Here is a 25,347-nt window from a genome sequence, read left to right on the forward strand (position 1 = left end):
TATGAAGTCGTTTAGCACCAAACAGCGGCTGTTCGCAGCCGCAATGCCGGCGGCGCAAGCGGCTGGCGGGCGCGATGGCCGCTCGGCCGCCGCATCGCAACGCGCGGCGCACGTCGCCGCCGCGACTGTTCTGGCGGCGTGCGCAGCCGGCTGGTGTGGCGCGGCTCTCGCTGCCGCGCCGGCGGCATCCGCGCTGCCTGCCGCCCTTCAGCGCGCTGCGCTCAAGGCGGCGCGGCCGGAGCAGGCTAATTTAATGGCCGTGGTTCGCGTCGGTAATCGTCTGGTGGCGGCCGGCGAGCGTGGTCTGATCATCTATTCCGATGACTCGGGCCGGCACTGGACGCAGGCAGAGGTGCCGGTCAGCGTGACGCTGACTGCACTGCGCTTCGCCAATGAACGCGACGGCTGGGCGGTCGGTAATATGGGAGCGGTCCTGCGCAGCACCGACGGCGGTGCCAGCTGGCAGCGCGTGTTCGACGGCCAGCAGGCCGCCGCCCTCGCCGAGCAAGCCGCCCAAGCGGCATGGGACGCCGTCAAGCCAGATCCCAACAACGCCGATCATCCGCTCAATCTTCTCCTTGAAGACGCTCACCGCCTGGTAGACGAAGGCGCCGACAAGCCCTTCCTTGACCTGCGCCTGCAGGCTGACGGCTCAGTGCTGGTGGTCGGCGCCTACGGCCTCGCCTACTCCACCACGGACGGCGGCAAGACCTGGCAAGCGTTGATGAAGAACCTGCCGAATCCAAACGGCGCCACCTACTACGGCATCGCCGAACGTCAGCAGGAGCAATACCTGTTTGGCGAACAAGGCGTGCTGCTGCGCGCTGTTGCACCCAACGCAGCATTTGCGGCGCAAACCTCGCCAGCCAGCGGCAGCCTGTTCGGCGGCCTCACCACCAAACAAGGAACGCTGATGCTGTACGGCCTGCGCGGCAAAGTCTATCGCAGCGCGCAAGCCGGCGCGGCATGGAGCGAAGTGCAAACACCGGTCGATGCCTCGCTCATCACCGGCCTGCAACTGCCGGACGACACCGTGCTGCTGCTCGGCTCCGCCGGCCAGATCGTCGCCAGCAAAGACCAGGGGCAAACTTTCACCACCTTGCCGCTGAAGACGCGCTTCCCCTTCACCGGCGCCACCGTGGCCCCTGACGGCACGCTCATCATCACCGGCACACGCGGCCTCCTGCGCCTGCCCGCCGCCAGCCTGACCGCCGCCGCGCCGGCCGGCCGCGCCATCCCGGCCAATTCATCTAACGCCGCAAAGCCATGAACACCACGCCTCACAATCAAGCTCCCTTCGATCCCAACTCCGGCAACCGGCTGGAACGTTTCGTGTTCGGCTACCGCCGCGCACTGCTGGCGTTCTGCCTGCTGGTGACTGTAGTGCTCGGCTGGCAAGCCAGCCGCATCGTCCCCAACGCCAGCTTCGACGGCATGCTGCCGATGAATCACCCCTACCTGCAAAACTACCTCGCAGAACGCAAGAAGCTGGTCTCGCAAGCCAACAGCCTGCGCATCGTGGTCGAGCACAAAGGCAACGGCAGCATCCTCGACAAGGACTATCTCGACACCCTGCGCCGTTTCAACGATGACGTATTCCTGCTGCCCGGCGTCGTGCGCGGCCAGCTGAAATCGCTGTGGACACCCTCCACCCGCTGGACCGCCGTCACCGAACGCGGCTTCGAAGGCGGCACCGTCATCCCCGACGACTACGACGGCAGCGCCGCCACGTTGGCCCGCGTCCGCCTCAACATCGAACGCTCCGGCGAAGTCGGCCAGCTGGTCGCCAAAGACTTCCAGTCCAGCGCCCTGATCGTGCCGCTCGCCGAGCGCGATGAAGACGGCAAGGAACTCGACTACGCCAAACTCTCGCAGGCACTGGAACAGCTGCGCGCCAAATACCACTCGGACAGCATAGAAATCCACATCACCGGCTTCGCTAAAGTGGCTGGCGATCTGCTCGAAGGACTGGTGCAAGTGCTGGCCTTCTTCGCGCTGGCAGCCGCCATCGTCACCGCCATCGTCTACTGGTACACCCGCTGCATCCGCAGCACCTTGCTGGTCGTGACCTGCTCGCTGGTGGCCGTGGTGTGGCAACTGGGCCTGCTGCCGATGCTGGGCTACGCGCTCGATCCCTACGCCGTGCTGGTGCCATTCCTGGTGTTCGCCATCGGCATGAGTCACGGCGCGCAAAAGATGAACGGCATCATGCAGGATATCGGTCGCGGCATGGACCGCCTGGTGGCCGCACGCTTCACCTTCCGCCGCCTGTTCATGGCTGGCTTCACCGCGCTGGCCTGTGACGCCGTCGGCTTCGCCGTGCTGATGATGCTGGATATCCAGTCTATCCGCCGCCTCGCCATCACCGCCAGCCTGGGGGTAGCGATTCTGGTCATCACCAACCTGATCCTGCTGCCGGTGCTGCTCAGCTACACCGGCGTCAGCGAAAAAGCCGCCAAGCGCGCCTCTCTGGCCGACAACGAAAGCGACGATCGCCGCACCTTATGGACCTTCCTGTGCAAGTTCACCGAATCGCGCTGGGCGCTGGGCACCATCGCGGTCGCCATCGCGCTGGGCGCCTACGGCCTGTACGCCAGCGGCGCACTGCAAGTGGGCGACCTTGATGCCGGCGCACCGGAACTGCGTCCGCAATCGCGCTACAACATCGACAACAGCTACCTCACCCAGCACTACAGCACCAGCAGCGACGTGCTGGTGGTGATGGTGCGCACGCCGGTGCAAGGCGCCATGAAACTGCCGGTGCTGGAGCGTGTGGATGATCTGGAATGGCAGTTGCGGCAAGTGGAAGGTGTGGAGACCACGCAATCGGTGGCGTCGCTGGCGCGCCAGACCGCAGTCGGCATGAACGAAGGCAATCCGCGCTGGTACGAACTGCAACCGAACCAGGCCGCCCTCAACACCGCCAGCTCGCGCGCGCCGCGCAGCTTGGTCAACTCAGACTTCTCGCTGCTGCAATTGCAGGTCTACCTGACCGACCACAAGGCCGCCACTCTGCGCCGCGTGAGCGAAGCGGTGGAAGCCTTCGCCAAACAGAACGACAGCGAAGACGCCAGGTTCCTGCTGGCCGCCGGCAACGCCGGTTTCGAAGCCGCCACCAACGCCGTAGTCGAAAAGGCCAACCACGAAATGCTGTTGCTGGTGTACGGCGCCGTGCTGATCCTGGCCTACGTCACCTTCCGCGACTGGCGTGCCGTGGCCTGCGCCATCATCCCGCTGATGCTGACCTCGGTGCTGGCCGAAGCGCTGATGGTGTGGCTGGATATAGGCCTCAAGGTGGCAACGCTGCCGGTGGTGGCGCTGGGCGTGGGCATCGGTATCGATTACGCGCTGTATGTGTTGAGCATCATGCTGCAGCAGATGCGGCTTGGCTTGTCGCTGGCGCAGGCGTATCACCGCGCCCTGCTGTTCACCGGCCGCGTGGTGATGCTGACCGGCGTGACCTTGGCGCTCGGTGTGGCGACGTGGTCGCTGTCGCCGATCAAGTTCCAGGCCGACATGGGCGTGCTGCTGGCGTTCATGTTCATCGTGAACATGATCGGTGCTCTGGTGCTGCTGCCGGCGCTGGCGCGCTTCCTGTTGAAGCCGCCGGCGCAAGCAGCGGCGGCACAAGCACAGCCTGAAGTCTCGCTCAAACGCGCGGTATGACCCCAGTCCCCCGACTACGCTTGTATGTCGATGGCCACGTGGACGACGACTGGTTCGTCCACGTCGGCCATGTCGCCAACCGGGGACGATGGCAGATCGCCCCGCACACCCATCCTGAATATGGCCAGCTGATCTTCGTGCGCGAGGGTCGCGGCGTGGTGGAACTGGAAGGCAACCGCGTGCCTTTCGTCGGTCCCTGCGCCATGCTGATGCCGACCGATTCCGTGCACGGCCTCGACTATGAGGTGGACCAGGACCGCTGGGTGGTGACGATTGAGGTCAGCTACCTTGCGCAGATTACGGCCAAGCTGCAGGAGTTCACGCAGTTGTGGTCCGGGCCGCGCATCATTCCTCTGTCGTACACGCCGGAGGTGGAGCGTGAGTCTTATCAGTTGATACGCCGGCTGGAGCAGGAGATGTTGTCCAGCTCAGTTGGCCGTGCGGCGGCGCTGGAAGCCTTGCTGACCATGCTGCTGATTACCCTGATCCGCGCCATGCCAAACGGCCAGTTCGAATACGAGGGCGCCAGCCCGAACAGCGTGCGCCAGGCCGAGCGCTTCCGCGATCTGGTGAACCGGCATTATGGAGAGAATTTGCGACTGCAGGAATATGCGTCGATGATGGCGGTGTCGGTGTCGCAGTTGCGCTCGGTGTGCACCTCGGCGCTGGGCCAGAGCCCGACCAAGGTGATTCATTCCCGCATTGTGACCGAGGCCAAGCGCAGCCTGATCTTCAGCGACCTGCCCGTGGAGCAGATCGCGTTTCGGCTGGGCTTCAACGACGCGGCGTATTTCACTCGTTTCTTCCGCCGCGAAGTCGGGCAAACGCCCAGCCACTTCCGTACTACTGCGAAGACTTAGTTCGACGGCAAGTACAACGGCATCGAGTCTTCCCACTTGCTGTCGGTGAGCAGACGCTTGTTGCTGCCGTCGGCATTCATCACGTAGATCTGGCCGTACTGCTGGAAGGTTTGTTCGTACAGCGCCGCTTCGTCGCGGAAGCCGTGCTGCGATCCGCTCCACATGATGCGGCCATCGGCAGCCCACACGGCGTGGCCATCACTCGATTCGTGATCGGTCGCGCGGAACAAATCGCTGCCGTCTGGACGAATGGTGTACACGTCATAATTGCCATCCTCGCGGCGGCGCGTGAAGACGATGCGCTTGCCGTCCGGCGACCAGCCAGGCAGGTTATCAATGCCGGTGGTCAGTACGCGGATCTGGCGCGTTTCCAGGTTCAGAATCCGCAAGCCCTTCTCTTTCTCGCTCCACACACGGAACACCAACTCCTTGCCATCGGCCGAGTAGCTCGGGAAGCCCGAATGCAGCGTGCCATCAGTCAGCTGTTCCGCCGCGCTGCCATCGCGACGCACGCGCCACAGTGCGGCGGTCATGGTATTGCGCTCGGCGAACCAGTAGCCGAGGCCGAACGCAATCCACTCGCCATCCGGCGACCAGCACGGCTGGAAGGCGCCGGCCAGGCCCATACGGACTTTAGTCTCATCCAGACCGCGACCGCTTGATTCGAATACCTTGCGGCGCTCGCTGCCGTCGGGACGCATCACCCAGATCGAACTATTACCTAACTGTTTGTCGGTGTAGACGATCCAGCCATCACGCGACATCAGCGGATACACGTCAACGTGGCGATAATCGTACTCAGGATCCCAGCTGTACAACGGCTTGAGCAGCGGACGCACCGGCTTGAACGACACCTTCTCGTAAATAACCGACTTGCCATCCGAGGTCCAGCTTGGCGAGCGGATGAAGGTCTGCTTCACCGGCGCGCGGCCCGAGGTATACGCCAGGCCTTCGTTCGGACCGTACTTGATGAGATAGCCGATTTCGCTATTGCTGATGTATTGCGGTTGCAGCTTCAGGTCAGTGCCGGTGGTGTGCTCGACGCGGTCCTTGCCGGTCGCCACATCCACCGACACGATTTGCGAGTACGCCTTGCCCACGTAGTTCGGGCGGCGCGCGCCCCAGGTCGCTTCCACCGTCATCTCGTAGAACACAATGCGCTTGCCATCCGGCGACCATTGCGGCGAGCCGAGGCAGTAGCCCGGCTTCGACACCACCTTGCGGAAACCGGTGCCGTCAGGGCGGATGATGTAGATGCTCAGTTCCTGCGTGTGTTCCCAGCCTTGACCGTGATCGTGGCCGGTCCATTCAGTGTCACGGTCGCTGGAGAACGCGATCCACTTGCCATCCGGCGACCACGTTGGGCGGAAGTAGCTATCCGGCTTGCCTTCCTTGCCCTTCACCGCGCCGATGCCGGTGATTTTCTTCACTTTGCCGGACGCCATGTCGCGCACCCAGATGTTGGCGCGGTAGCCGTTGGCGGTGGAGACGTAGGCCAGCTTCTTGCCGTCCGGCGACAGCACGGGCGCGTCCTCCATCGACGAGGTCGATACCAGCGCTTCGATGCCGCTGCCGTCCGCGCGGGCGCGGTAGATATCGGACTGGCCGTCGGCGCGGCGCTCGGAGGTGAACACCAGCCACTTGCCGTCCACCGAGCGGGTGGCGTTGTAATCGAAAGCGCTGTCGGCCAGCAGCTTGCGTTCGTTGCCACCGTCCAGATCGGCGATGTACAGCTCGGAAATCGATGGGGCGATGCGGTTCATCAACATCACGCCCTTTTTCTTCACCTCCGCCGCCCTCGCGATGGCAGCCAGCGGCAGCTGCGCCACCACTGCGGCCGTGCCGAACAGGCGGAGGACTTTTCTGCGATCCATGTGTGCTCCTGATAGTTGTTGTGTGATGACAGTATGGTGTCCGGCAGGCCGCCTGTCCTTAAACAAAAGTGAAAATCGCTGGTACTTTTTCATTCGGGGTCAGAGCCGACAATCGGACATTTCGCTCGCGAAATGTCCGATTGTCGGCTCTGACCCCGAATGAAAAGTGCCGGTGAATGTCATTTTTGTACAGAGACGCCTGTTCTGGCATCTACTAATCTTGCCGCATGAGACATCTATCCTATAAAGGCTTCGGCATTGCACGACGCCTGCATCTGGTGTGCGGCGTGCTGTCGCTGGCGTTTGCCGGCGTTGCCGTTTTTGCCTATTTCAACTTGAACCACGTCACCCAGCTGGCGCGCCAGACGGAGAGCCTGCGCGTGCCGCAGTTGCAGCGCGTCTCCACCACCGAGCTGGAAGTGACGCGGGTGCTGCTGTTGCTGCGCCAGTCCATCCTCGCCCGCAGCGAGAAAGAACTGAAGCGCCAGCTCGACGGCATCGGCGATAAGCGCCAGTTGGTCGAGACGGCGATGCAAGCCTACCAGCAAAACCTGCTCACCGGCGAGGAGCGCGAACGTTTCGCCAAGGTGCCGCTGCTGCTGGAGACTTTCTGGGCGGTCGCCGCCGAGGATACGCGGCTGATCCAGGCCGGTCAGAAAGACGAAGCGCTCGCCTTCCTGATGGATAAAACCGTCCCCGCCCGCACCGAATTGCTGGCAGCGCTGCGCAATGCTGTGAAACTGCAGGAAGGCGAGTTGCGCGATGAACTGGGCGAGGTCGAGGCCGAAGCGCAGCGCACGCTGAAGGTGCTGATCGCCTTGGCCGCCGTCTCCATCGCCGGCCTGACGCTGCTGTCATGGCATGTGGCGACGCTGCTGGGACGCCGCGTGGCCGAATCGCGCGCGGTGGCGGAACGTGTGCGTGATGGCGATCTGTCGGTGGCGGTGCACGACCCGGTGCGTGATGAATTCTCGCCGCTGCTGGCTGCGCTCAATGACATGCAAGGTTCGCTGACCCGGGTGGTGTCGGATGTGCGCAGCAATTCGGAAAGCGTGGCCACCGCCAGCGCCGATATCGCGCAAGGAAGCCAGGCGCTGAGCGCACGCACCGAGCAGCAGGCCAGCGCCTTGCAGCAGACCGCCGCGACGATGGAGCAGCTGGGCGCGACGGTGCGCACCAATGCCGACAGCGCGGTGCAGGCCAAGCAATTGGCGCAAGGCGCGTCGACCGTGGCGGCGCGCGGCGGCGAGGTGGTCGGCCAGGTGGTGCAAACCATGAAGGGCATACAGGATAGCGCGACGCGGATTGCGGACATCATCGGCGTCATCGATGGCATTGCGTTCCAGACCAATATCCTCGCGCTGAATGCAGCGGTGGAAGCGGCGCGCGCGGGCGAGCAAGGACGCGGCTTTGCGGTGGTGGCATCGGAGGTACGCAATCTCGCCCAGCGCAGCGCGACAGCGGCGCATGAGATCAAGGCTTTGATTACCACCAGCGTGGAACAGGCGCAGCAAGGCGGCGCGTTGGTCGGGCAGGCCGGTGCGACGATGGGGGAAATCGTCGCCGCGATTGCGCGGGTGACGGATATCGTAGCCGAGATCAGTTCGGCCAGCGCGGAGCAAAGCAGCAGTGTCGGCCAGATCGGGCAGGCGGTGGCGCAGATGGATCGCGTGACGCAGCAGAACGCGGTGCTGGTCGATGAAAGCGCAACGGCGGCGGCTAATCTGAAAGGCCAGGCCGCGCAACTGGTGATGGCGGTGGCGGTGTTCAAGCAGGGAGCGGAAATCCTGTGAGACGCTATCTCGCCGGGCGCTTCCTGGGCGTGATGGGCAATAACATTATCGCGGTGGCGCTGGGCTGGCAGATTTACGATTTGACGTCCAGCGGCTGGTATCTCGGCCTGGTCGGGCTGGTGCAATTTATCCCGGCGCTGCTGCTGACTGTGCCCGCCGGGCTGGTGGTGGATTCGCTTGACCGCCGCATGGTGTTCGCGGCCAGCCTGGCGTTGCAAGGCGTTGCCTCGGCGGTGCTGGCCTGGGCCAGCTACGGCGGCTGGGCCGGGCCGGGGGCGATTCTGTCGGTGTGTGTGCTGATCGGCGTTGCGCGTTCGCTGCAATTGCCGGCGCAGCAGGCGCTGATTCCGATGCTGGTGCCGGCCAGGGAGCTGCCGCAGGCGTTGGCGGTCAATGCTTCCATCAACAAGCTGGCGATGGTGAGCGGGCCGGCGCTGGGCGGCTTTCTGTACGCGGGCGGCGCGGATCTGGTGTATGCGATTTGCACGGCGGCGTTTTTGGCGTCTGCCGTGCTGGCGGTGTTGATTGCGGCGCCGGCTGTGGTACGTTCACGTGAGGCGGTGACGTGGAGCGCCATGTTCGCTGGCATCGGCTTCATTCGCAACAACCCGGTGATTCTCGGCGCGATGACGCTCGATATGTTCGCCACGCTGCTCGGCGGCGGCATGCCATTGCTGCCGATGGTGGCCAAGGATATCCTGCACACCGGCCCGTGGGGACTGGGCCTGTTGCGCGCGGCGCCGGCAGTCGGCGGCCTCGCGATGACGGCGCTGATGACGCGCTGGCCGCTCGAGCACAAGATCGGCCAGCGCATGTATGGCGCGGTGTTCGCGTATGGGCTGATTACGATTGGGTTCTCGTTCTGCACCAATCTGCTGGCGGCGCTGCTGGTGCTGGCCTTGATGGGTGCGGCCGATATCGTCAGCACTGTGCTGCGGCATTCGCTGGTTCAGATTGAAACCGATGATGCCTTGCGCGGACGGGTCGGCGCGGTGCATGCGACCAGCATTGCGGCCAGCAACCAGTTGGGCCAGTTCCGCGCTGGTGTGGCGGCGGAGTGGCTGGGCGCGTCCGGTGCGGTGCTGGCTGGCGGTGTGGCGACGATGCTGATCGCGGCATGGTGGGCGAAGTTGTTCCCCGCGCTGCTGCACCGGGACCGGCTGTTCCGGCCTACAATTCCTGTTCAACCTGGAGCGAAACAATGAAGCGATTACTGGCTGCTGCTTGCATGATCTTGTCCGCCGGGCTGGCGCAGGCGGATCTGGTGTATGTGGGATCGCAGGGCAACCAGCTGCGCGCGTTGCACTTTGATGCGGATAGCGGCAAGCTCAGTGTGATCGGTCCGGTGGCGGAAGGCTTGCGGCCAACATGGACCGTGGCGCATCCGCAGTTGTCGGTGCTGTATGCGACGGACGACCAGCCGGGCAAGGAAGGCGCGGTCGTCGCATTCGCCATCGACCGCACGACCGGTGCGCTGCGCAAACTGAACGACGCGCCCAGCGGCGGCAACGGCGCGACCTATCTGTGGTTGGATGCGCCGGCGGCCGGCGCGGCGGGCACGCTGCTGGTCTCAAACTTCGGCGGCGGTTCGGCCTCCAGCATCGCCGTGCGCGCGGACGGCAGCCTGGACGGATTGACATCCACCATCAAAGCCACCGGCTCCGGCCCGCATCGCCGCCAAACCAGTCCGCACGCACACAGCGCGGCGGTCGATCCCTCCGGCCGCTATACCCTCGTGCCCGACCTCGGCGCCGACCGCGTGTTCATCTACGCCTTCGACCGCGCGAACCATACGCTGGCTGGCGACGCGAGCCGCGCTTACGTCGCGCCGCCGGGCAGCGGGCCGCGCCATCTGGTGTTCAGCGCTGATGGCCACTTTGTCTGGCTGCTCAACGAACTCACCGCCGAGGTGACCACGCTACGCTGGGACGCCCAGCAAGGCCAGCTCACGCCTGTACAAACGCAGCAGACCAGCAGCGCCAGCTTCGACGGCATACGCAGCGGCGCCGAGATCCGCCTCAGCCCCGACGGCCGCTTCGTCTACGTGGAGGATCGCGGCGAACGCTCGCTGGTCGCCTACCGCGTCAACGCCAACACCGGTGAACTGAGCTTCGAGCAACGCATCGCCACCGGCGGCGAAGTTCCGTGGGCCATGAGCATCCACCCATCCGGCAAATGGCTGCTGGTGGCGCACCAACGCAGCAACAGCGTGAACGTGTTCAGCATCAACAAGAGCACCGGCCTGCTGGCCGACACCGGCATTTCCGCCGAAGCGCCAAGCGCCGTCAGCATCACCTTCGTCTCAGAGCGCTGACGTCATCCCGCGCAGGATCAAGTCAATGCCGGCGAGGAAGTCGGCACGGTCATCATGCGCAGCGAACTGCGCCGCGATGCTGCGCGTGAACGGAAACGCCTCCGCGTCCAGCTGCGCCCATCCTTGCGCCACCTGCGCCAGGATCGCCTCGCGGTCGCCGCCGAGCTGGCGCCCGAACTGCGCATTGGCCGCATTCTGCACGCTGACGCCAACCACATAGCTGAGCAGCGCCGACGCCGACGCGAGTTGCGCCGCCGGCGGTACGCCCATCGCCCTCACCTGCTGCCCCAGCCGCTCGAGAATGCGCACCATCGGCATTTGCAACGGTGCGTTCGTCAGCGCCGAGCCCAGCCACGGATGCGCATCGATCGCATCGAACAAGCCCAAGGCCAACGCGCGCACCACGTCCTGCGGCGCGGCATCGGCAGGTGGCGCCTCATCCAGCGTGCGGGCGACAATCGCATCGCAGGCGGCAGTCAGCAAATCGCTCTTGTTGGCCACGTGCCAGTAAATCGCACCGGCGCCGGTAGCCAGCCGTTCGGCAAGGGCACGGAAGGTCAGGCCGCTCTCGCCGCTGCTGTCCAGCAGCGCAATCGAGGCTTCAATAATGCGCTCGCGGGACAGGCCATCCTCGCGGCGCGGAGTGTTTTTCTTCATGGCCGCTATCTTGACATACCCGGCGGCCTGTCGCAAAATCCGAATGGAACAATGTTCCATTATGGGTAAATTATGAAAAACACATCAATCGCCATCATTGGCGCCGGGCTGGGCGGGCTGGTGCTGGCCCGCGTGCTCCATCTGCACGGCATCGCCGCCACCGTCTACGAAGCCGACGCCTCGGCCGCTGCCCGCACCCAGGGCGGCCTGCTCGACATTCACGATTTCAACGGCCAGCTGGCGCTCAAGGATGCCGGCCTGTTCGAGGAATTTACCGCCCTGATCCACCACGGCGGCCAGGCCACCCGCGTGCTGGACCAGCATGGCGCGGTGCTGTTCGAGCAGCACGACGACGGCACCGGCGGCCGCCCCGAAGTCCAGCGCGGCGAGCTGCGCCGCATCCTGCTGGAATCCCTGCCCGACGGCGCCGTGCAATGGGGCCGCAAACTGGCGCAGGTGGTCCCGCTCGGCGACGGCCAGCACCGACTGCACTTTGCCGATGGCTCGACCGTCACCTGCGGCCTGCTGGTCGGCGCGGACGGCGCGTGGTCGCGCGTGCGTCCCCTGCTGTCCAATGCCAAGCCGGCCTACACCGGCATCGCGCTGATCGAAGCCTGGCTGCGCAATGCCGACCGCGATCATCCAGCCACCGCTGCCGCTGCGGGTGGCGGCTCCATGTTCGCGCTCGCACCGGGCAAAGGCATCCTGTCGCACCGCGAGCCGGACGGCGTGGTGCATGCCTACATCGCCTTGAGCAAACCGGAAGCATGGCTGGACGAGATCGACTTCAGCGACGGCCCGGCTGCCAAGGCCCGTATCGCCGCAGAATTTGAAGGCTGGCTGCCGGCGCTGACCGCGCTCATCACCGACAGCGACAACGCACCGGTGCTGCGCAAGATCCACTCCCTGCCGCCAGACCATCGCTGGCCGCGCGTGCCCGGCGTCACGCTGCTCGGCGACGCCGCCCACCTGATGGCACCATCCGGCGAAGGCGCCAACCTCGCCATGCTGGACGGCGCCGAACTGGCCAAGGCCCTGGCCGCCCATCCCGGCGACGTAGAAGCCGCACTGGCCGCCTACGAAAACGCCCTATTCCCCCGCAGCGCCAAGGCGGCCGCCGAAGCGGAAGAAGTCAACCAGGTCCTGTACGGTGAACACGCCCCGCACAGCCTGGTGAAAATGTTCAATCCATAAAAAAACGGCGGCCCGCAGGCCGCCGCTTTTGTGGACGAATCCGAATTTATACCGAGAACGAGGAACCGCAGCCGCAGGTCGAAGTCGCGGTTGGGTTCTTGATCACGAATTGGGCGCCTTCCAGGTCGTCCTTGTAGTCGATTTCCGCGCCGACCAGATACTGGTAGCTCATCGAATCGATCAACAGCTGGACGCCGTTCTTGACCATCGTGGTGTCGTCTTCGTTGACGATTTCGTCGAAGGTGAAACCATACTGGAAGCCGGAGCAGCCGCCGCCCTGCACGAATACGCGCAGTTTCAGGTCGGGATTGCCTTCCTCTTCGATCAGTTGGGCGACCTTTTCAGCAGCGCTATCGGTGAAAACGATAGGTGCTGGCATTTCGGCAACAGCATTCATTTCTAACTCCTACGAGAAAACAATTAAAGGCCATTATAGACCCTTGGTGTGATTTATGCTCCGCAGCCCGCAAAAACTGCGGGTTTTACGGCAACAAGGCGATTTGCGTCAAGCCGGTGGTTTCTTCCAGGCCGAACATCAGGTTCATACATTGCACGGCTTGGCCCGATGCGCCCTTGACCAGGTTGTCCTGCACCACCAGCACGATCACGGTGTTGCCGTTGTCCGGACGGTGCAGCGCCAGGCGCAGCATGTTCGAGCCACGGGTCGAGCGGGTTTCAGGATGCGAGCCGAACGGCATCACGTCGACGAAGGCGCTGTCCTTATATTGGTCTTCGAACAGCTTCTGCAAGTCTTCGTTGCTGATGTCCTTGGTCAGGCGCGCGTACAGGGTCGAGTGCATGCCGCGAATCATCGGCACCAGGTGCGGGGTGAAGATCAGGCCGACTTTGTCGGCGGTGAACTTCTGCAGCTGTGCCGAGGTCTCCGGCGTGTGGCGGTGGCCGGCCACGCCGTAGGCCTTGAAGTTATCCGACGATTCCGAGAACAAAGTACCGATTTCCGCCTTGCGGCCGGCGCCCGACACGCCCGACTTGCAGTCGGCGATCAGCGAGCCGGCATCGACCAGCGCGTTCTTCAGCAGCGGGTAGTAGCCCAGCTGCATGGTGGTCGGGTAGCAGCCCGGATTGGCGACCAGACGGGCGTTCTTGATGTTGTCACGGTTCAGTTCGGCCAGACCGTAGGCTGCTTCTTCCAGCAGTTCCGGGCAGGTGTGGTCGATCTTGTACCATTTTTCGAAGACAACCTTGTCCTTGATGCGGAAGTCGGCCGCCAGGTCGATGACCTTGACACCGGCTTTAAACAGTTCCGGCGCTTGCGCCATCGCCACGCCGTGCGGGGTGGCGAAGAACACCACGTCGCATTTGGTCAGGTCGGCCTTGTCCGGCGACGAGAAGGCGATGTTCACGCGGCCACGCAGCGAAGGGAACATATCAGCCACTGGCAAGCCGTCCTCTTTGCGCGAGGTGATTGCCGTCAGTTCCACGTTCGGGTGGACTGCCAACAAACGCAGCAGTTCTACCCCGGTGTATCCGGTGCCGCCGACGATGCCAACTTTGATCATTGTTCTTTCCTTGAAGTGTGAGGAGATGCGTGGAGAAATGGGTGCCATTTTATCAGGCAACGGCTACCGGCGTATGACGGGAGCCAAATGGTAAAAAAGCCGCCCGACACAAGGCCGGCGGCTTTTTCGGTGATGCGCCGCAAGCAGCGCACCAGAGCGTAAAAATTAACGCTTCGAGAATTGTTTTGCGCGACGTGCTTTGCGCAGACCAACTTTTTTACGTTCAACTTCACGTGCATCGCGGGTTACGAAGCCTGCGCGTGCCAGATCACCTTTCAGGCCCGAATCGTAATCGATCAGAGCGCGGGTGATGCCGTGACGAACTGCACCTGCCTGGCCGGACTCGCCGCCGCCGTGGACGTTGACTTTGATGTCAAAACGTTCAACGTTGCCGGTCAGTTCCAGTGGTTGACGAATCACCATCAGGCCGGTTTCGCGCGAGAAGTATTCCGACGCTGGCTTGCCGTTAACGATGATCTGGCCGGTGCCAGCTTTGATGAACACACGAGCTACTGCACTCTTGCGACGGCCGGTGCCGTAATTGTAGTTACCGATCATGTCAGTTCCTTAGATTTCGAGTGCTTTAGGTTGCTGGGCAGCGTGCGGGTGCGAACCTTCGGCGTACACTTTCAGCTTCTTGATCATTGCGTAGCCCAGTGGGCCTTTTGGCAGCATGCCCTTAACGGCCTTCTCCAGAGCACGACCTGGGAAACGCTGTTGCATTTTCAGGAAGTTGGTCTCGTAGATGCCACCTGGGTAGCCCGAGTGACGGTAGTAGGTCTTCTCGGTTGCTTTGGTACCGGTCACGCGCAGTTTGCCTGCGTTGATGATGACGATGAAATCGCCGGTATCGACGTGAGGGGTGAACTCAGGCTTGTGTTTGCCGCGCAGTCGGAGTGCCACTTCGCTGGCAACACGTCCGAGGACTTTGTCCGTCGCGTCAATCACGAACCAGTCGCGCTGGACTTCATGTCCTTTAGCGGAAAAAGTTTTCATGTGATGACTTTCTGTATATAGAAATTACCGCTCAAATGGTGGTTCCGCCAGCAACATCAGCGGACTCGGCCTTTTTATTTACTTTCCTGAGCGAATGGAAAGCCGACAATGATAACCGCTTGAAGGCTGGCAAGTCAAGCCCGATATAGCGTTCAGGCCGCACAAACACAGGGTTGGCGGGGTCCATTACAATATGGACAAAGTTTTTCACACGGAGAATGTGCAATGGAATGCAAAGTTAGCTGGAATGGCCCGTCGGGCATGAGTTTCCTGGCCCAGACCGGCTCCGGCCACCTGGTCAACATGGACGGCGCACCGGAAGGCGGCGGCCACAACCTGGCGGCGCGTCCGATGGAAATGGTGCTGCTGGGCACCGGCGGCTGCACCGCCTACGACGTGGTCCTGATCCTGAAAAAAGGCCGCGCCGACATCCGTGGCTGCGAGTGCACGCTGAAAGCCGAACGCGCCGACACCGAGCCAAAAGTGTTCACCAAGATCAACTTCCACTTCGTGGTGACCGGCAAAGGCCTGAAACCGGAAGCAGTGGAACGCGCCATCACCCTGTCGCACGACAAATACTGTTCGGCCTCGATCATGCTGGGCAAGACCGCCGAAATCACCCACTCCTTCGAGATCGTCGAAGTCGCCTAAGTAATTCGGGGTCAGCTCTGTCATTTGGACACGCGCAGACGACAATTGAGAAATATCAAAGCACTGCACAATATTTAGTCATTACAAACTCCAGATCAGCAGCACCAGCCGCTACTCCAGATTCGAAGTGCCTGTATTGATATTTGTCAGATATCGTCTCTGCGTGTCCAAATGACAGAGCTGACCCCGAATGAGGACTCAGATGTAATACGCGGTGCTGGTCATGACTTTGCCCATCACCGACATCACTTGCTGCACCGGCGCCGGCACGGTGGCGGCGCCGAGGTTCTGGGCGGCCTGGCCGTGCTCGATTTCGTCGATGCGCATCTGGTTGACGATGGCGCGCGATTTGGCATCTTGCGGCGGCAATTTGTCCAGGTGGCTTTCCAGGTGCGCCTCCACTTGCCGCTCGGTTTCCACCACGAAGCCCAGGCTGCGGGCGTCGCCCAGCACCGCAGCCACCGTGCCCAGCGCGTAGGCACCGGCGTAGAACAGCGGATTCAATACGCTGATGTGTGAATTCAGCTCGCCCAGCCGTTGCGCGGTCCACGCCAGGTGGTCCTCTTCCTCGCGGCTCGAATGCTCGAACTGCTCGCGAATTTCTTCAGTGCGGGCAAAGCGCGCCTGCGCGTTGTACAGCGCTTGCGCGCACACTTCGCCGACATGGTTCACACGCATCAGCCCGGCCGCATGGCGGCGCTCCGCTTCGCTCATCTCCGCATCGGCCGCATGCGCCGCCGGCGTCGGCCGCGAAGCCGAGGCGACGCCGCTCACCACGCGCAGCGCCTTGTCGGCGCCGGCAATGAATCGGTCCAGCGGAGTGTGGTGATGTGCGGCCATGAGCAAACCCGTATCGTCAAACAGAAAGCAATATTTTAACTGGCATCCGCCGCTTCGCGCAGCTGTCGCTGGCGTTCGATGTAGTCGGCCACCGGGCCACGCACGTCGATTTTGGAAATGTCTTTCGCCACGCCCAGGTTCAGCCCCAGCAGGAACGGGATGTTCTCCAGCGGCACCTCGGTGCAGTGCTCGGCAAACGCGCGCAGGAAGCGCTTGGATTCGACCACCCGCACCACCTTCTCGCCGCTCATGTATTGCAGGATGCTGGTGATGCTGTGGCCCTTGCCGATGGTGTGGTAGATGAAGCGGTTGAAATCGCGGTCGAGCTGCTTGAAGTCCAGCGTTTCCTTGGTCATCAGGCCGGACAGGTAGTACAGCCCCAGCGCCACGCGGAAGAAACCGGTGGCTTCGTCGCGGTCGACGCCACTCTGCATCACCGCCAGTATTTTTTCCTTGAGTTGTGCATTCATTTTTCACCAGGCTCCCCTGTACGACTATAGCAAGAGTTTTGTGAATCCAGTAGCTTGCGTGCAAGATTTTTGACATGCTATTCTTGAAACTTTCCACTCTGGGATAAGCGCGATGATCGAGGTAAGAAGCCTGGCCAAACGCTTTCGCCTGCCGGCGCGCGGCGGCAAAACTGCAACGGCGCGCGATCCGCGCGATCACGATGGCTGGTTCCACGCGGTGCGCGACGTCAGCTTCCGCTGTGCGCCGGGCGAGGTCCTGGGTCTGCTCGGCCCCAACGGCGCCGGCAAGACCACCACCCTGCGCCTGCTGTCCACCGCCCTCAAGCCCGACGCCGGCAGCATCCACGCCAACGGCATCGACCTGCTGGAAAATCCCTTGGTCGCGCGCCAGCACATCGGCTTCCTGTCCGGCTCGACCGGGCTGTACGGCCGCCTCACCGCACGCGAAAACATCGAATACTTCGGCCGCCTGCACGGCATGAGTCCGGCCTACCTCAAGCGCCGCTGCGACGAGTTGTTCGACCTGCTGCAAATGCACGAGTTCGGCAACAAGCGCGCCGACCAGCTGTCTACCGGCATGAAGCAGAAATGCGCCATCGCCCGCACCGTGGTGCACGAACCGCAAATCGTCATCCTCGACGAACCCACCACCGGCCTCGACGTGATGTCGGCCAAGATCCTGCTCGACTTTATCGCCAGTTACAAGGCGCTGCGCGTGCCGCTGATTTTCTCCACCCACCACCTGCACGAGGTGGAAAAACTGTGCGACCGCGTGTGCATCATCAACCACGGCAAGACCGCCTTCCACGGCACGATGGATGAGCTGCGCCACCTCGGCGGCAGCGCCGATTTGTACGACGCCTTTGTCGGCGTCATCAACAAGGAAGCCTGAACCATGTGGACCATCTACCTCAAGGAATTGCTGGAACTGGCGCGCGACCGCCGCACCTTTTTCTTCACCGTGTTCATTCCCGTATTCGCCATGCCGCTGATCTTTGGCGGCTTCGCTTTCCTGTCGTCCAGCATGTTCAAGCAGGCCAGCACGGCCGACATGGCCTACGCCATCTTCGGCCAGCAACACGCGCCGCAACTGGCCGAACGCTTTGCGAAAGAAAAGGGCTTCCATGAAATCGTGCTGGCCAGCCCGGACGAGATCAAGGCGGCCATCGCCGCCGATCGCATCAAGTTCGCGCTGGTGATCCCGTCCGGCCTCAACGACCAGCTTGGCGCCCAGCAGCAAGGCGTGATCCAGCTGCACTACAACAGCGCCGCCGCCATCGACCTCACCCGCAAGCGCGTGCAAGCGGTAATCGGCAACGAGAACCGCGAGCTGCGCGAGCGCGCCCTGTCCGCCTTCAACCTCAACAAGCAGCAACTGGCGTTCGCACTCGATCCGATCACGTTGGAAGACCACTCCACCGCCGACAAGCGCGAGCAGATGGGCGCGGTGATCGGCGGCATGCTGCCCTATGTGCTGCTGATGGTGTGCCTGATGGCGGCCATGTATCCGGCGATCGATACCGGCGCAGGCGAGAAGGAGCGCGGCACGCTGGAAACCCTGCTGCTGGCGCCGGTCTCGCGCACCGCCATCGTGTTGGCCAAGTTCCTGATGCTGTTCACCATTGGCCTGACCTCGGCGCTGCTGATGATAGGCAGCATGGGCGTGCTGCTGCATTTCTTCGGCCCGCAGATCGGCGGCGATCTGGTACTGATGGTGCGCGCCATCGGCGTGCTGGACCTGATCATGGTGGCGCTGATGCTGGTGCCGACCGCCGCCATTTTCGCCGCCATCCTGCTGTCGATTTCGGTCTACGCCAAGAGCTACAAGGAGGCGGCAGGGCTGATCTCGCCGCTGATCATCGTCACCATCCTGCCAACGCTGGCGGCGCTGCTGCCCGGCGTGGAGCTGAACTGGAAATGGGCGATGGTGCCGCTGACCAATGTCTCGCTGGCGATGAAGGAGTTGGTCAAAGGGACGATGGACTATCGCATGTTCTCCGTGATATTACTGTCAACTACCCTGACCGCCGGGCTGCTGCTGGCCCTGTGCCGCTGGTGGTTCAACCGCGAGCAGGTTTTGTTCAGGAATTGAATAAGTTGTCTATTCAACCATGCATGAGTCCGAACGGCCTGTTCCGCCAATTCTGCACTCTGGCGCGTCAATTTGCTGTACATCGCAATGGCGCCCCGACTATGGATCAAATTCAATACAATGCCATCATGTGAAAAGTGGTTTGTCGCGCAGAATCTGGAGTTAGCATGGAATTAAGCATCAGCAACTTGTCCAAGACCTACAGCAACGGTGTCGTTGCGTTGGACAATATTTCGCTCACCATCCCGACCGGGATGTTCGGCTTGCTCGGCCCCAACGGCGCCGGCAAGTCGACGCTGATGCGCACGTTGGCAACTTTGCAAGAATGCGACTCCGGCTCGGTGTTCTTCGGCGACATGGACGTGCTGGATGAAAAGGATGAAATCCGCCGCCTGCTCGGCTACCTGCCGCAGGATTTCGGCGTCTACCCGAAAGTGACCGCTTACGAACTGCTCGACCACTTCGCCGTGCTGAAGGGCCTGAGCAACCGCAACCGCCGCCGCGAAGTCGTCGATGGCCTGCTCCAGCAAACCAATCTGTTCGAGGTGCGCCATCAGCGCCTGGGCGGCTTCTCGGGCGGCATGCGCCAGCGCTTCGGCATTGCCCAGGCGCTGCTGGGCGATCCGAAACTGATCATCGTCGACGAGCCGACCGCCGGCCTCGACCCGCAAGAGCGCGTGCGCTTCCACAACCTGCTGTCCGATATCGGCGAAGACAAGACCGTGATCCTGTCCACCCACATCGTGTCCGACGTGGCCGACCTGTGTGCCAACATGGCCATCATCAACAAGGGCCACCTGCTGCTGTGCGGGCCGACCCAGGAGCTGATCCACGACGTCAGCGACAAGATCTGGGCCCGCTTCATCAACAAGGCCGACCTGCCCTCGTTCCAGCTGCGCCATCCGGTGATCTCGTCGCGCCTGCTGTCGGGCCGCACCCTGATCCACGTCTACAGCGACACCGATCCCGGCGACGGCTTCGAGGAAGCCATCGGCGACCTGGAAGACGTCTACTTCGCCACCATCGCCGGCCGCCATCGCGCCGCGAACAGCTGCGATTAAGGGCAGATCATGTTTGCCATCGCCTTCTTTGAAGCGCGCCAGCGCCTCAAGCTGCTGTCCACCTGGGTGTACTTCTTCGGCTTCCTGGCGCTGACCATGTTGTGGATGGCCGCCGCCGGCGGCTTCTTCAAAGGCGCCTCGGTCACCTTCGGCAGCCAGCTGATCGACTCGCCGCGCTCGCTCATGTTCACCACCAGCTTCCTCGGCTCGATCGGCGTGATCGTCATCGCCGCCATGATGGGGCGCTCGGTGCAGCAGGACTTCGAGTACGACATGCAGCACTTCTTCTTCAGTGCGCCGATCAAAAAACACGAGTACATGTTCGGCCGCTTCCTCGGCGCCTACATGACGCTGGCGGTGATCTTCACCAGCATCCTGCTCGGCGCCTGGCTGGGCAGCTTCATCCCCGGCATCGATCCCGAACGGCTGGCGCATGCGGATGCGATCGCTTATGTGATCCCCTACCTGATCGTCATCCTGCCCAACATCTTCATCTTCGGCGCGGTGTTCTTCATCCTGGCGGCGCTGACGCGGCGCATGCTGCCGGTCTACATTTCCAGCGTGGTGATGCTGATCGGCTACATGGTGGCGCCCGGCCTGGCGCGCGACCTCGACTACAAAACCTTCGCCGCCCTGATCGATCCGTTCGGCACCACCGCCGTGATCCGCCTGACCGAATACTGGCCCATCATCGAGCGCAACACCCGCCTGTTCGTGCCGGAAGGCGTGTACCTGCTGAACCGCGTGATCTGGGCCTCGGCCGCGCTGGCCGGCCTGCTGGTCGGCTACTGGCGTTTCCACTTCATCGCCAACAGCGACAGCGGCAATGGCAAGCGCACCAGCACCGGCGAAGGTGAGATTCCACAGCACCTGTCGCACACCTCCACCAACACGCAAGAGAAGCCGGACTTCCAGGCCCGCAGCCTCGGCTGGCTGCTGCTGCGTTCCAGCTGGCTCAACCTGCGCGAAACCACCAAGAACATCTACTTCCTGGTGATCGTGCTGGCCGGCGTGCTGATGATGTGCGCATCCTCGCTGGACATGGGATCACTGTGGGGCACCAACACCTACCCGGTCACCTACCAGGTGCTGGAAGTGGTCAGCAGCACCTTCGCGCTGTTCATGATGGTGATCACCACTTTCTACGCGGGCGAACTGATCTGGCGCGAACGCGAAGCGCACATGGGCCAGATGCTGGATGCATTGCCGGTGCCAAGCTGGCTGCCGCTGCTGGCCAAGCTGTTCGCGCTGATCGGCCTGCAGGCGCTGCTGATGCTGATCATCATGCTGACCGGTATGGCGGTGCAAATCTTCCAGGGCTACTTCCTGCTGGAGCCAGGCCTGTACCTGTACCACCTGTTCCTGGTGCAGATGCCGGGCTACGCACTGACGGCGGTGCTGGCGATTGCGCTGCAAGTGATCATCAACCAGCGCTACATCGCCTACTTCGCGATGATCGTCTACTTCATCATCAGCATCACGGCGGGCAGCATCGGGCTGGACAATCCGATGCTCATCTACGGCAACATGCCCGGCATCACCTACTCGGCCATGAACGGCTACGGCCACTTCCTGGTGCGCGAGCGCTGGTACGAAGCCTACTGGGGCGGCGCGGCGCTGCTGCTGATCGTGCTGTCGCTGCTGTTCTGGGCGCGCGGCACCAACGACGGCTGGCGCCAGCGCCTGCAGCTGGCGCGCCACGCGCTGACCGTGCCGGTGCTGACCACCATCGCCGTGGGCGTGCTGATCTTCGCCAGCGCCGGCGGCGTGCTGTTCTACAACCAGTACGTGGCCGACTGCTTCAAATCGGCCTACCACAAGGAAGCCGAAAAAGCCGACTACGAGCGCAAGTACAAGCAGTACGCCGTACTGCCGCAGCCGCGCATCACCGACGTCAAGCTCAACGTGGACATCTGGCCGGACAAGCGCATGCTGATCGTCAAGGGTCGCTACACCTTGGTGAACAAGAGCACGCAGCCGGTCAGCGACATCATCGTCTCACAGGACAATGGCGTGGCGCAGTACCGCGTGCGCTTCAGCCAGGAAGTGCGCAACGGCCTGCAGGATGGAGAGCTGGGCTTCTACAGCTACAAGCTGGTCAAGCCGCTGGCGCCTGGCGAACAGCTGGCGATGGAGTTTGACATCAGCTACTCGCCGCTGGGCATTTTGGGCCTGGGGCGCGACACGCCGGTGATCGGCAACGGCACCTTCTTCAACAACGGCATCATGCCGCACATCGGCTACCAGCAGGACTGGGAACTGAACGACGCCAGCGACCGCAAGAAACACAAGCTGGCGGCGCGCGAACGCATGCTGCCGCGCGACGATCCGGCCGGCCTGGCCAACAACTTCGCCGGCAACGACGCCGACTGGGTCAGCTTCGACGCCACCGTCGGCACCAGCGCCGACCAGACCGCCATCGCGCCAGGCATGCTGGTCAAGGACTGGACCAGCAAGGGCCGCCGCTATTTCCACTACAAGGTCGACCAGCCGATGCTGAACATGTACGCCTTCCAGTCGGCGCGCTACCTCGTCAAGCGCGACTGGTGGCAGGACGTGGGCATCGAGCTGTACTACCATCCGGGGCACGAGTACAACCTCGAGCGTATGGACAAGGGCATCAAGGAGTCGCTGGACTACTACACCAAAAACTTCGGGCCGTACCAGCACAAGCTGGTGCGCATCGTCGAATTCCCGCGCTATGCGCAGTTTGCGCAGTCGTATCCGAACACCATTCCGTACTCGGAATCGGTGGGCTTCATCGCCAAGGTCAACGACAAGAATCCGAAGGATATCGACTATCCGTTCTACGTCACCGCGCACGAAGTGGCACACCAGTGGTGGGGCCACCAGCTGGTGAGCGGCAACACGCGCGGCGGCACCGTGCTGAGCGAAACGCTGGCCGAGTATTCAGCGCTGATGGTGATGAAGAAGAATTTCGGCGCGGCCAAGATGCGCCGCTTCCTGCACTACGACCTCGACCAGTATCTGATCGGCCGCGCGCTCGAGCGCAAGAAGGAACTGCCGCTGGCGGAGAATGAAAATCAGAACTACATCCAGTACCGCAAAGGCAGCCTGGCCATGTACCAACTACAGGACATGCTGGGCGAGGCCAAGGTCAACGCCGCGCTGAAGGATGTGCTGAACCAGTATGGCCGCCAGTCCGGGCCGTATCCGAGCGTGACGGTGCTGGTGGATGCGCTGCGCAAAATCACGCCAGCCGACCAGGCATATTTGATCGACGACCTGTTCAACAATATCGTGCTGTACGAGAACCACGCGGTCTCGGCGACGGCGCGCAAGCTGAGCGATGGACGGTATGAGGTGAGCTTCGCGGTCAGCGCAGCCAAGGTGCGCGCCGGTGAGCAAGGCGAAGAGAAAGACGTGCCGCTGCGCGACTGGATCGATGTCGGCGTCGACGACAAGGATGGCAGCAGCCTGTTCCGCGAGCGCATGCTGGTCGCGCAGAAAGAGAACCGCTACACGGTGGTGGTGAATGGCCGTCCGGCCAAGGCGGGGATTGATCCGGATAACAAACTGATCGACCGCAAGCCGGACGACAACATGATTAACGTCGAGTTACAAACCCAATAAACCCCGTCATTCCGGCGGAGGCCGGAACCCATACACAGCATGCAACAAGGTAACGCATGCTTTCTATGGGCTCCGGCCTCCGCCGGAGGTCATTTCGCCCAGTGGGCGGAATGACGGTGGTTAGCGCAGGCGCAGGTGGGTGGCAGGTGCCTCGTGCAGCTTGAATACCGACACGATGGCGGTCAGCGCATCAGCCTGATCGTGCAGCGAGCCCGCAGCAGCCGCAGCCTCTTCCACCAGCGCCGCATTCTGCTGCGTGACCTGATCCATCTGCCCGATCGCCTGATTGACCTGCTCGATACCGCTGCTCTGCTCCAGCGAAGCCGAAGTAATTTCGCCCATGATATCGGTGACACGCTGGATGCTGTCCACCACATCGCTCATGGTGCTGCCGGCCTGCGTGACCAGCGCGCTGCCGGCGTTGACCTTCTCCAGCGAATCATCAATCAGCGTCTTGATCTCCTTGGCCGCCGCTGCCGAGCGCTGCGCCAAATTGCGCACTTCCGACGCCACCACCGCAAAACCACGGCCCTGCTCGCCGGCACGCGCTGCTTCCACCGCCGCATTCAGCGCCAGGATATTGGTCTGGAACGCAATGCCGTCAATCACACTGATGATATCGGCGATCTTGCGCGAGGAACCGGTGATAGCATCCATCGTCGTCACCACTTCCGACACCACGCCGCCGCCGCGCTGCGCCACTTCCGACGCTTTCACCGCCAGCTGATTGGCCTGGCGCGCGTTGTCGGCATTCTGCTTCACGGTCTGGGTCAGCTCTTCCATCGAAGACGCGGTTTCTTCCAGGCTGGACGCCTGTTCTTCTGTACGGCCCGACAAATCCAGGTTGCCGGCGGCGATCTGGCTCGATGCGGTCGAAATGCTCTCCGTGCCGTTACGCACTTCGGTCACGATGCTGATCAAGCCATCATTCATTTGCTGCAAGGCTTGCAGCAAGCGGCCGGTTTCATCCTGGCTGGTGACTTCGATATGCGAGGTCAAATCCTTTTGCGCCACGGCGACGGCAATCTCCACCGCCTGGCTCAGCGGCACCGTGATGCCGCGCGTCAAACGCCATGCGCACACGCCGCCCAACGCCAGCACCACCAGACCGAACACGATCATAAAGGTGCGGCTGCTTTCATACAGCTCTTCAATGCGGGCCGCGTTGGCATCGATGCTCTTGCGCTGCAAATCGAGCAGGCCGCTCAGCGAGCCGAGATAAGCCTTGCCGGCCGGCGTGAAGCGTTGATCCAGCACTTCGGCAGCCTCTTCCAGCTTGCCTTCTTTTTTCAGCGCGACAATGGCGTCGCGCGCGGCGAGGTAGCGCTTGCGGTTGTCCATCATGCCGCTGAAGATGGCTTTTTCCTCATCGCTTTCCAGCAGCGGCTCGACCTTCTTCTGCAAGCCGTTGACCTCGGCCGTGGACGAGGCGGTTTCTTCGGCAAAGTACGGGCCGAGCGACGGATCCGAGCTCTTGGAAATGGCCGAAGTGCGGCGCACGCTGGTGTGAATCAAACGATACCAGTCCGAAATCATGCGTTCCTTGGCCAGCGGCTGCTGCATCATGTCGCGCGTGGCCGCGGCCACCGTGCCCATGTGACGGATGCCGATGACCGTCATCAAAATCATTAACGCCAATACCAAGCCAAAGCCCGCCGCCAGGCGCGTGCCAATTTTCAAATTTTTCATGATGAGTGCGCCCGCGAAGGCGATGTTGGGGACGAAGCGTTGCTACTATTGAAACTGCGATTCAGGCAGAAGAAAT

The 25,347-nt window shown here is 62.6% G+C and carries 21 protein-coding genes; 12 read left to right on the top strand and 9 right to left on the bottom strand.

Annotated elements, in window-relative coordinates:
- The first annotated feature begins 1 nt into the window (after position 1).
- The 3 genes from BMZ70_RS21630 to BMZ70_RS21640 are packed head-to-tail and all read left to right on the top strand — an operon-like array spanning position 2 to position 4,526.
- Positions 2-1,270 carry a WD40/YVTN/BNR-like repeat-containing protein gene (locus BMZ70_RS21630; protein WP_092279303.1) on the top strand — a complete coding sequence of 423 codons (1,269 nt, stop codon included), beginning with the start codon at positions 2-4 and terminating at the stop codon, positions 1,268-1,270.
- A complete protein-coding gene (locus BMZ70_RS21635; protein WP_092279305.1) occupies positions 1,267-3,666 on the top strand; it encodes an efflux RND transporter permease subunit in 2,400 nt (799 codons plus the stop codon). The genes BMZ70_RS21630 and BMZ70_RS21635 overlap by 4 nt, the downstream gene beginning before the upstream one ends.
- Positions 3,663-4,526: a helix-turn-helix domain-containing protein gene (locus tag BMZ70_RS21640; RefSeq protein WP_092279307.1), complete on the top strand. Its 864-nt coding sequence runs from the start codon at positions 3,663-3,665 to the stop codon at positions 4,524-4,526. Before BMZ70_RS21635 ends, BMZ70_RS21640 begins: the two co-directional genes overlap by 4 nt.
- On the opposite strand, the gene BMZ70_RS21645 is transcribed toward BMZ70_RS21640, so the two are convergent.
- Complete coding sequence (locus BMZ70_RS21645) at positions 4,523-6,400, bottom strand: DPP IV N-terminal domain-containing protein (protein WP_092279309.1); 1,878 nt, start codon at positions 6,398-6,400, stop codon at positions 4,523-4,525. The genes BMZ70_RS21640 and BMZ70_RS21645 overlap by 4 nt on opposite strands.
- Positions 6,401-6,627: 227 nt before the next feature.
- Between BMZ70_RS21645 and BMZ70_RS21650 the strand changes: the two genes are divergently transcribed.
- Genes BMZ70_RS21650 through BMZ70_RS21660 form a run of 3 tightly spaced genes read left to right on the top strand, consistent with a single transcriptional unit; the run spans position 6,628 to position 10,507 of the window.
- The gene (locus BMZ70_RS21650) at positions 6,628-8,193 is read left to right on the top strand and encodes a methyl-accepting chemotaxis protein (RefSeq protein WP_092279311.1); all 1,566 of its coding nucleotides are present in this window, start codon (positions 6,628-6,630) and stop codon (positions 8,191-8,193) included.
- Positions 8,190-9,398, top strand: a complete 1,209-nt coding sequence (locus BMZ70_RS21655; RefSeq protein WP_229205532.1) for an MFS transporter — start codon at positions 8,190-8,192, stop codon at positions 9,396-9,398. Before BMZ70_RS21650 ends, BMZ70_RS21655 begins: the two co-directional genes overlap by 4 nt.
- Positions 9,395-10,507 carry a lactonase family protein gene (locus tag BMZ70_RS21660; RefSeq protein WP_092279315.1) on the top strand — a complete coding sequence of 371 codons (1,113 nt, stop codon included), beginning with the start codon at positions 9,395-9,397 and terminating at the stop codon, positions 10,505-10,507. The genes BMZ70_RS21655 and BMZ70_RS21660 overlap by 4 nt, the downstream gene beginning before the upstream one ends.
- On the opposite strand, the gene BMZ70_RS21665 is transcribed toward BMZ70_RS21660, so the two are convergent.
- Positions 10,496-11,164, bottom strand: coding sequence for a TetR/AcrR family transcriptional regulator (locus BMZ70_RS21665; RefSeq protein WP_092279317.1), 669 nt, complete (start codon positions 11,162-11,164; stop codon positions 10,496-10,498). The two genes, BMZ70_RS21660 and BMZ70_RS21665, sit on opposite strands and share 12 nt — an antisense overlap.
- A 72-nt stretch (positions 11,165-11,236) precedes the next feature.
- Between BMZ70_RS21665 and BMZ70_RS21670 the strand changes: the two genes are divergently transcribed.
- Positions 11,237-12,358 (top strand): FAD-dependent oxidoreductase, encoded by a 1,122-nt coding sequence (locus tag BMZ70_RS21670; protein ID WP_092279319.1) that lies wholly within the window; start codon positions 11,237-11,239, stop codon positions 12,356-12,358.
- A gap of 46 nt (positions 12,359-12,404) precedes the next feature.
- Here BMZ70_RS21670 and erpA read toward each other — a convergent pair whose 3' ends face one another.
- The 4 genes from erpA to rplM form a co-directional block, all read right to left on the bottom strand.
- Positions 12,405-12,755: an iron-sulfur cluster insertion protein ErpA gene (gene erpA, locus BMZ70_RS21675; protein WP_092279321.1), complete on the bottom strand. Its 351-nt coding sequence runs from the start codon at positions 12,753-12,755 to the stop codon at positions 12,405-12,407.
- An 85-nt stretch (positions 12,756-12,840) separates the two neighbouring features.
- Positions 12,841-13,878, bottom strand: a complete 1,038-nt coding sequence (argC, locus tag BMZ70_RS21680; protein WP_092279323.1) for an N-acetyl-gamma-glutamyl-phosphate reductase — start codon at positions 13,876-13,878, stop codon at positions 12,841-12,843.
- 165 nt (positions 13,879-14,043) lie between these two features.
- On the bottom strand, positions 14,044-14,436 hold the full coding sequence (rpsI, locus tag BMZ70_RS21685) for a 30S ribosomal protein S9 (protein WP_092279325.1): 393 nt from the start codon (positions 14,434-14,436) through the stop codon (positions 14,044-14,046).
- Between the two features lie 9 nt (positions 14,437-14,445).
- Complete coding sequence (gene rplM, locus BMZ70_RS21690) at positions 14,446-14,874, bottom strand: 50S ribosomal protein L13 (protein ID WP_056157909.1); 429 nt, start codon at positions 14,872-14,874, stop codon at positions 14,446-14,448.
- 225 nt (positions 14,875-15,099) lie between these two features.
- On the opposite strand from rplM, the gene BMZ70_RS21695 reads away from it, so the two are divergent.
- Positions 15,100-15,525: an OsmC family protein gene (locus tag BMZ70_RS21695; protein WP_092279327.1), complete on the top strand. Its 426-nt coding sequence runs from the start codon at positions 15,100-15,102 to the stop codon at positions 15,523-15,525.
- Between the two features lie 198 nt (positions 15,526-15,723).
- Here the strand turns inward: BMZ70_RS21695 and coq7 are convergent, their stop codons facing one another.
- Positions 15,724-16,365 (bottom strand): 2-polyprenyl-3-methyl-6-methoxy-1,4-benzoquinone monooxygenase, encoded by a 642-nt coding sequence (gene coq7 / locus BMZ70_RS21700; RefSeq protein WP_092279329.1) that lies wholly within the window; start codon positions 16,363-16,365, stop codon positions 15,724-15,726.
- A gap of 35 nt (positions 16,366-16,400) precedes the next feature.
- Complete coding sequence (locus BMZ70_RS21705; RefSeq protein WP_092279331.1) at positions 16,401-16,835, bottom strand: hypothetical protein; 435 nt, start codon at positions 16,833-16,835, stop codon at positions 16,401-16,403.
- Between the two features lie 112 nt (positions 16,836-16,947).
- Between BMZ70_RS21705 and BMZ70_RS21710 the strand changes: the two genes are divergently transcribed.
- The 4 genes from BMZ70_RS21710 (at position 16,948) to BMZ70_RS21725 (ending at position 23,582) form a co-directional block, all read left to right on the top strand.
- Positions 16,948-17,727 (top strand): ABC transporter ATP-binding protein, encoded by a 780-nt coding sequence (locus BMZ70_RS21710; RefSeq protein ID WP_092279333.1) that lies wholly within the window; start codon positions 16,948-16,950, stop codon positions 17,725-17,727.
- Positions 17,728-17,730: 3 nt separating this feature from the next.
- The gene (locus BMZ70_RS21715; RefSeq protein ID WP_092279335.1) at positions 17,731-18,927 is read left to right on the top strand and encodes an ABC transporter permease; all 1,197 of its coding nucleotides are present in this window, start codon (positions 17,731-17,733) and stop codon (positions 18,925-18,927) included.
- A 167-nt stretch (positions 18,928-19,094) separates the two neighbouring features.
- On the top strand, positions 19,095-19,988 hold the full coding sequence (locus BMZ70_RS21720; protein ID WP_092279337.1) for an ABC transporter ATP-binding protein: 894 nt from the start codon (positions 19,095-19,097) through the stop codon (positions 19,986-19,988).
- Between the two features lie 9 nt (positions 19,989-19,997).
- Positions 19,998-23,582: a M1 family aminopeptidase gene (locus tag BMZ70_RS21725; protein ID WP_092279339.1), complete on the top strand. Its 3,585-nt coding sequence runs from the start codon at positions 19,998-20,000 to the stop codon at positions 23,580-23,582.
- A 120-nt stretch (positions 23,583-23,702) separates the two neighbouring features.
- Here the strand turns inward: BMZ70_RS21725 and BMZ70_RS21730 are convergent, their stop codons facing one another.
- On the bottom strand, positions 23,703-25,271 hold the full coding sequence (locus BMZ70_RS21730; protein ID WP_092279341.1) for a methyl-accepting chemotaxis protein: 1,569 nt from the start codon (positions 25,269-25,271) through the stop codon (positions 23,703-23,705).
- Positions 25,272-25,347 lie beyond the last annotated feature (76 nt).

The organism is Duganella sp. CF402 (assembly GCF_900109645.1).
GTDB lineage: Bacteria > Pseudomonadota > Gammaproteobacteria > Burkholderiales > Burkholderiaceae_D > Rugamonas.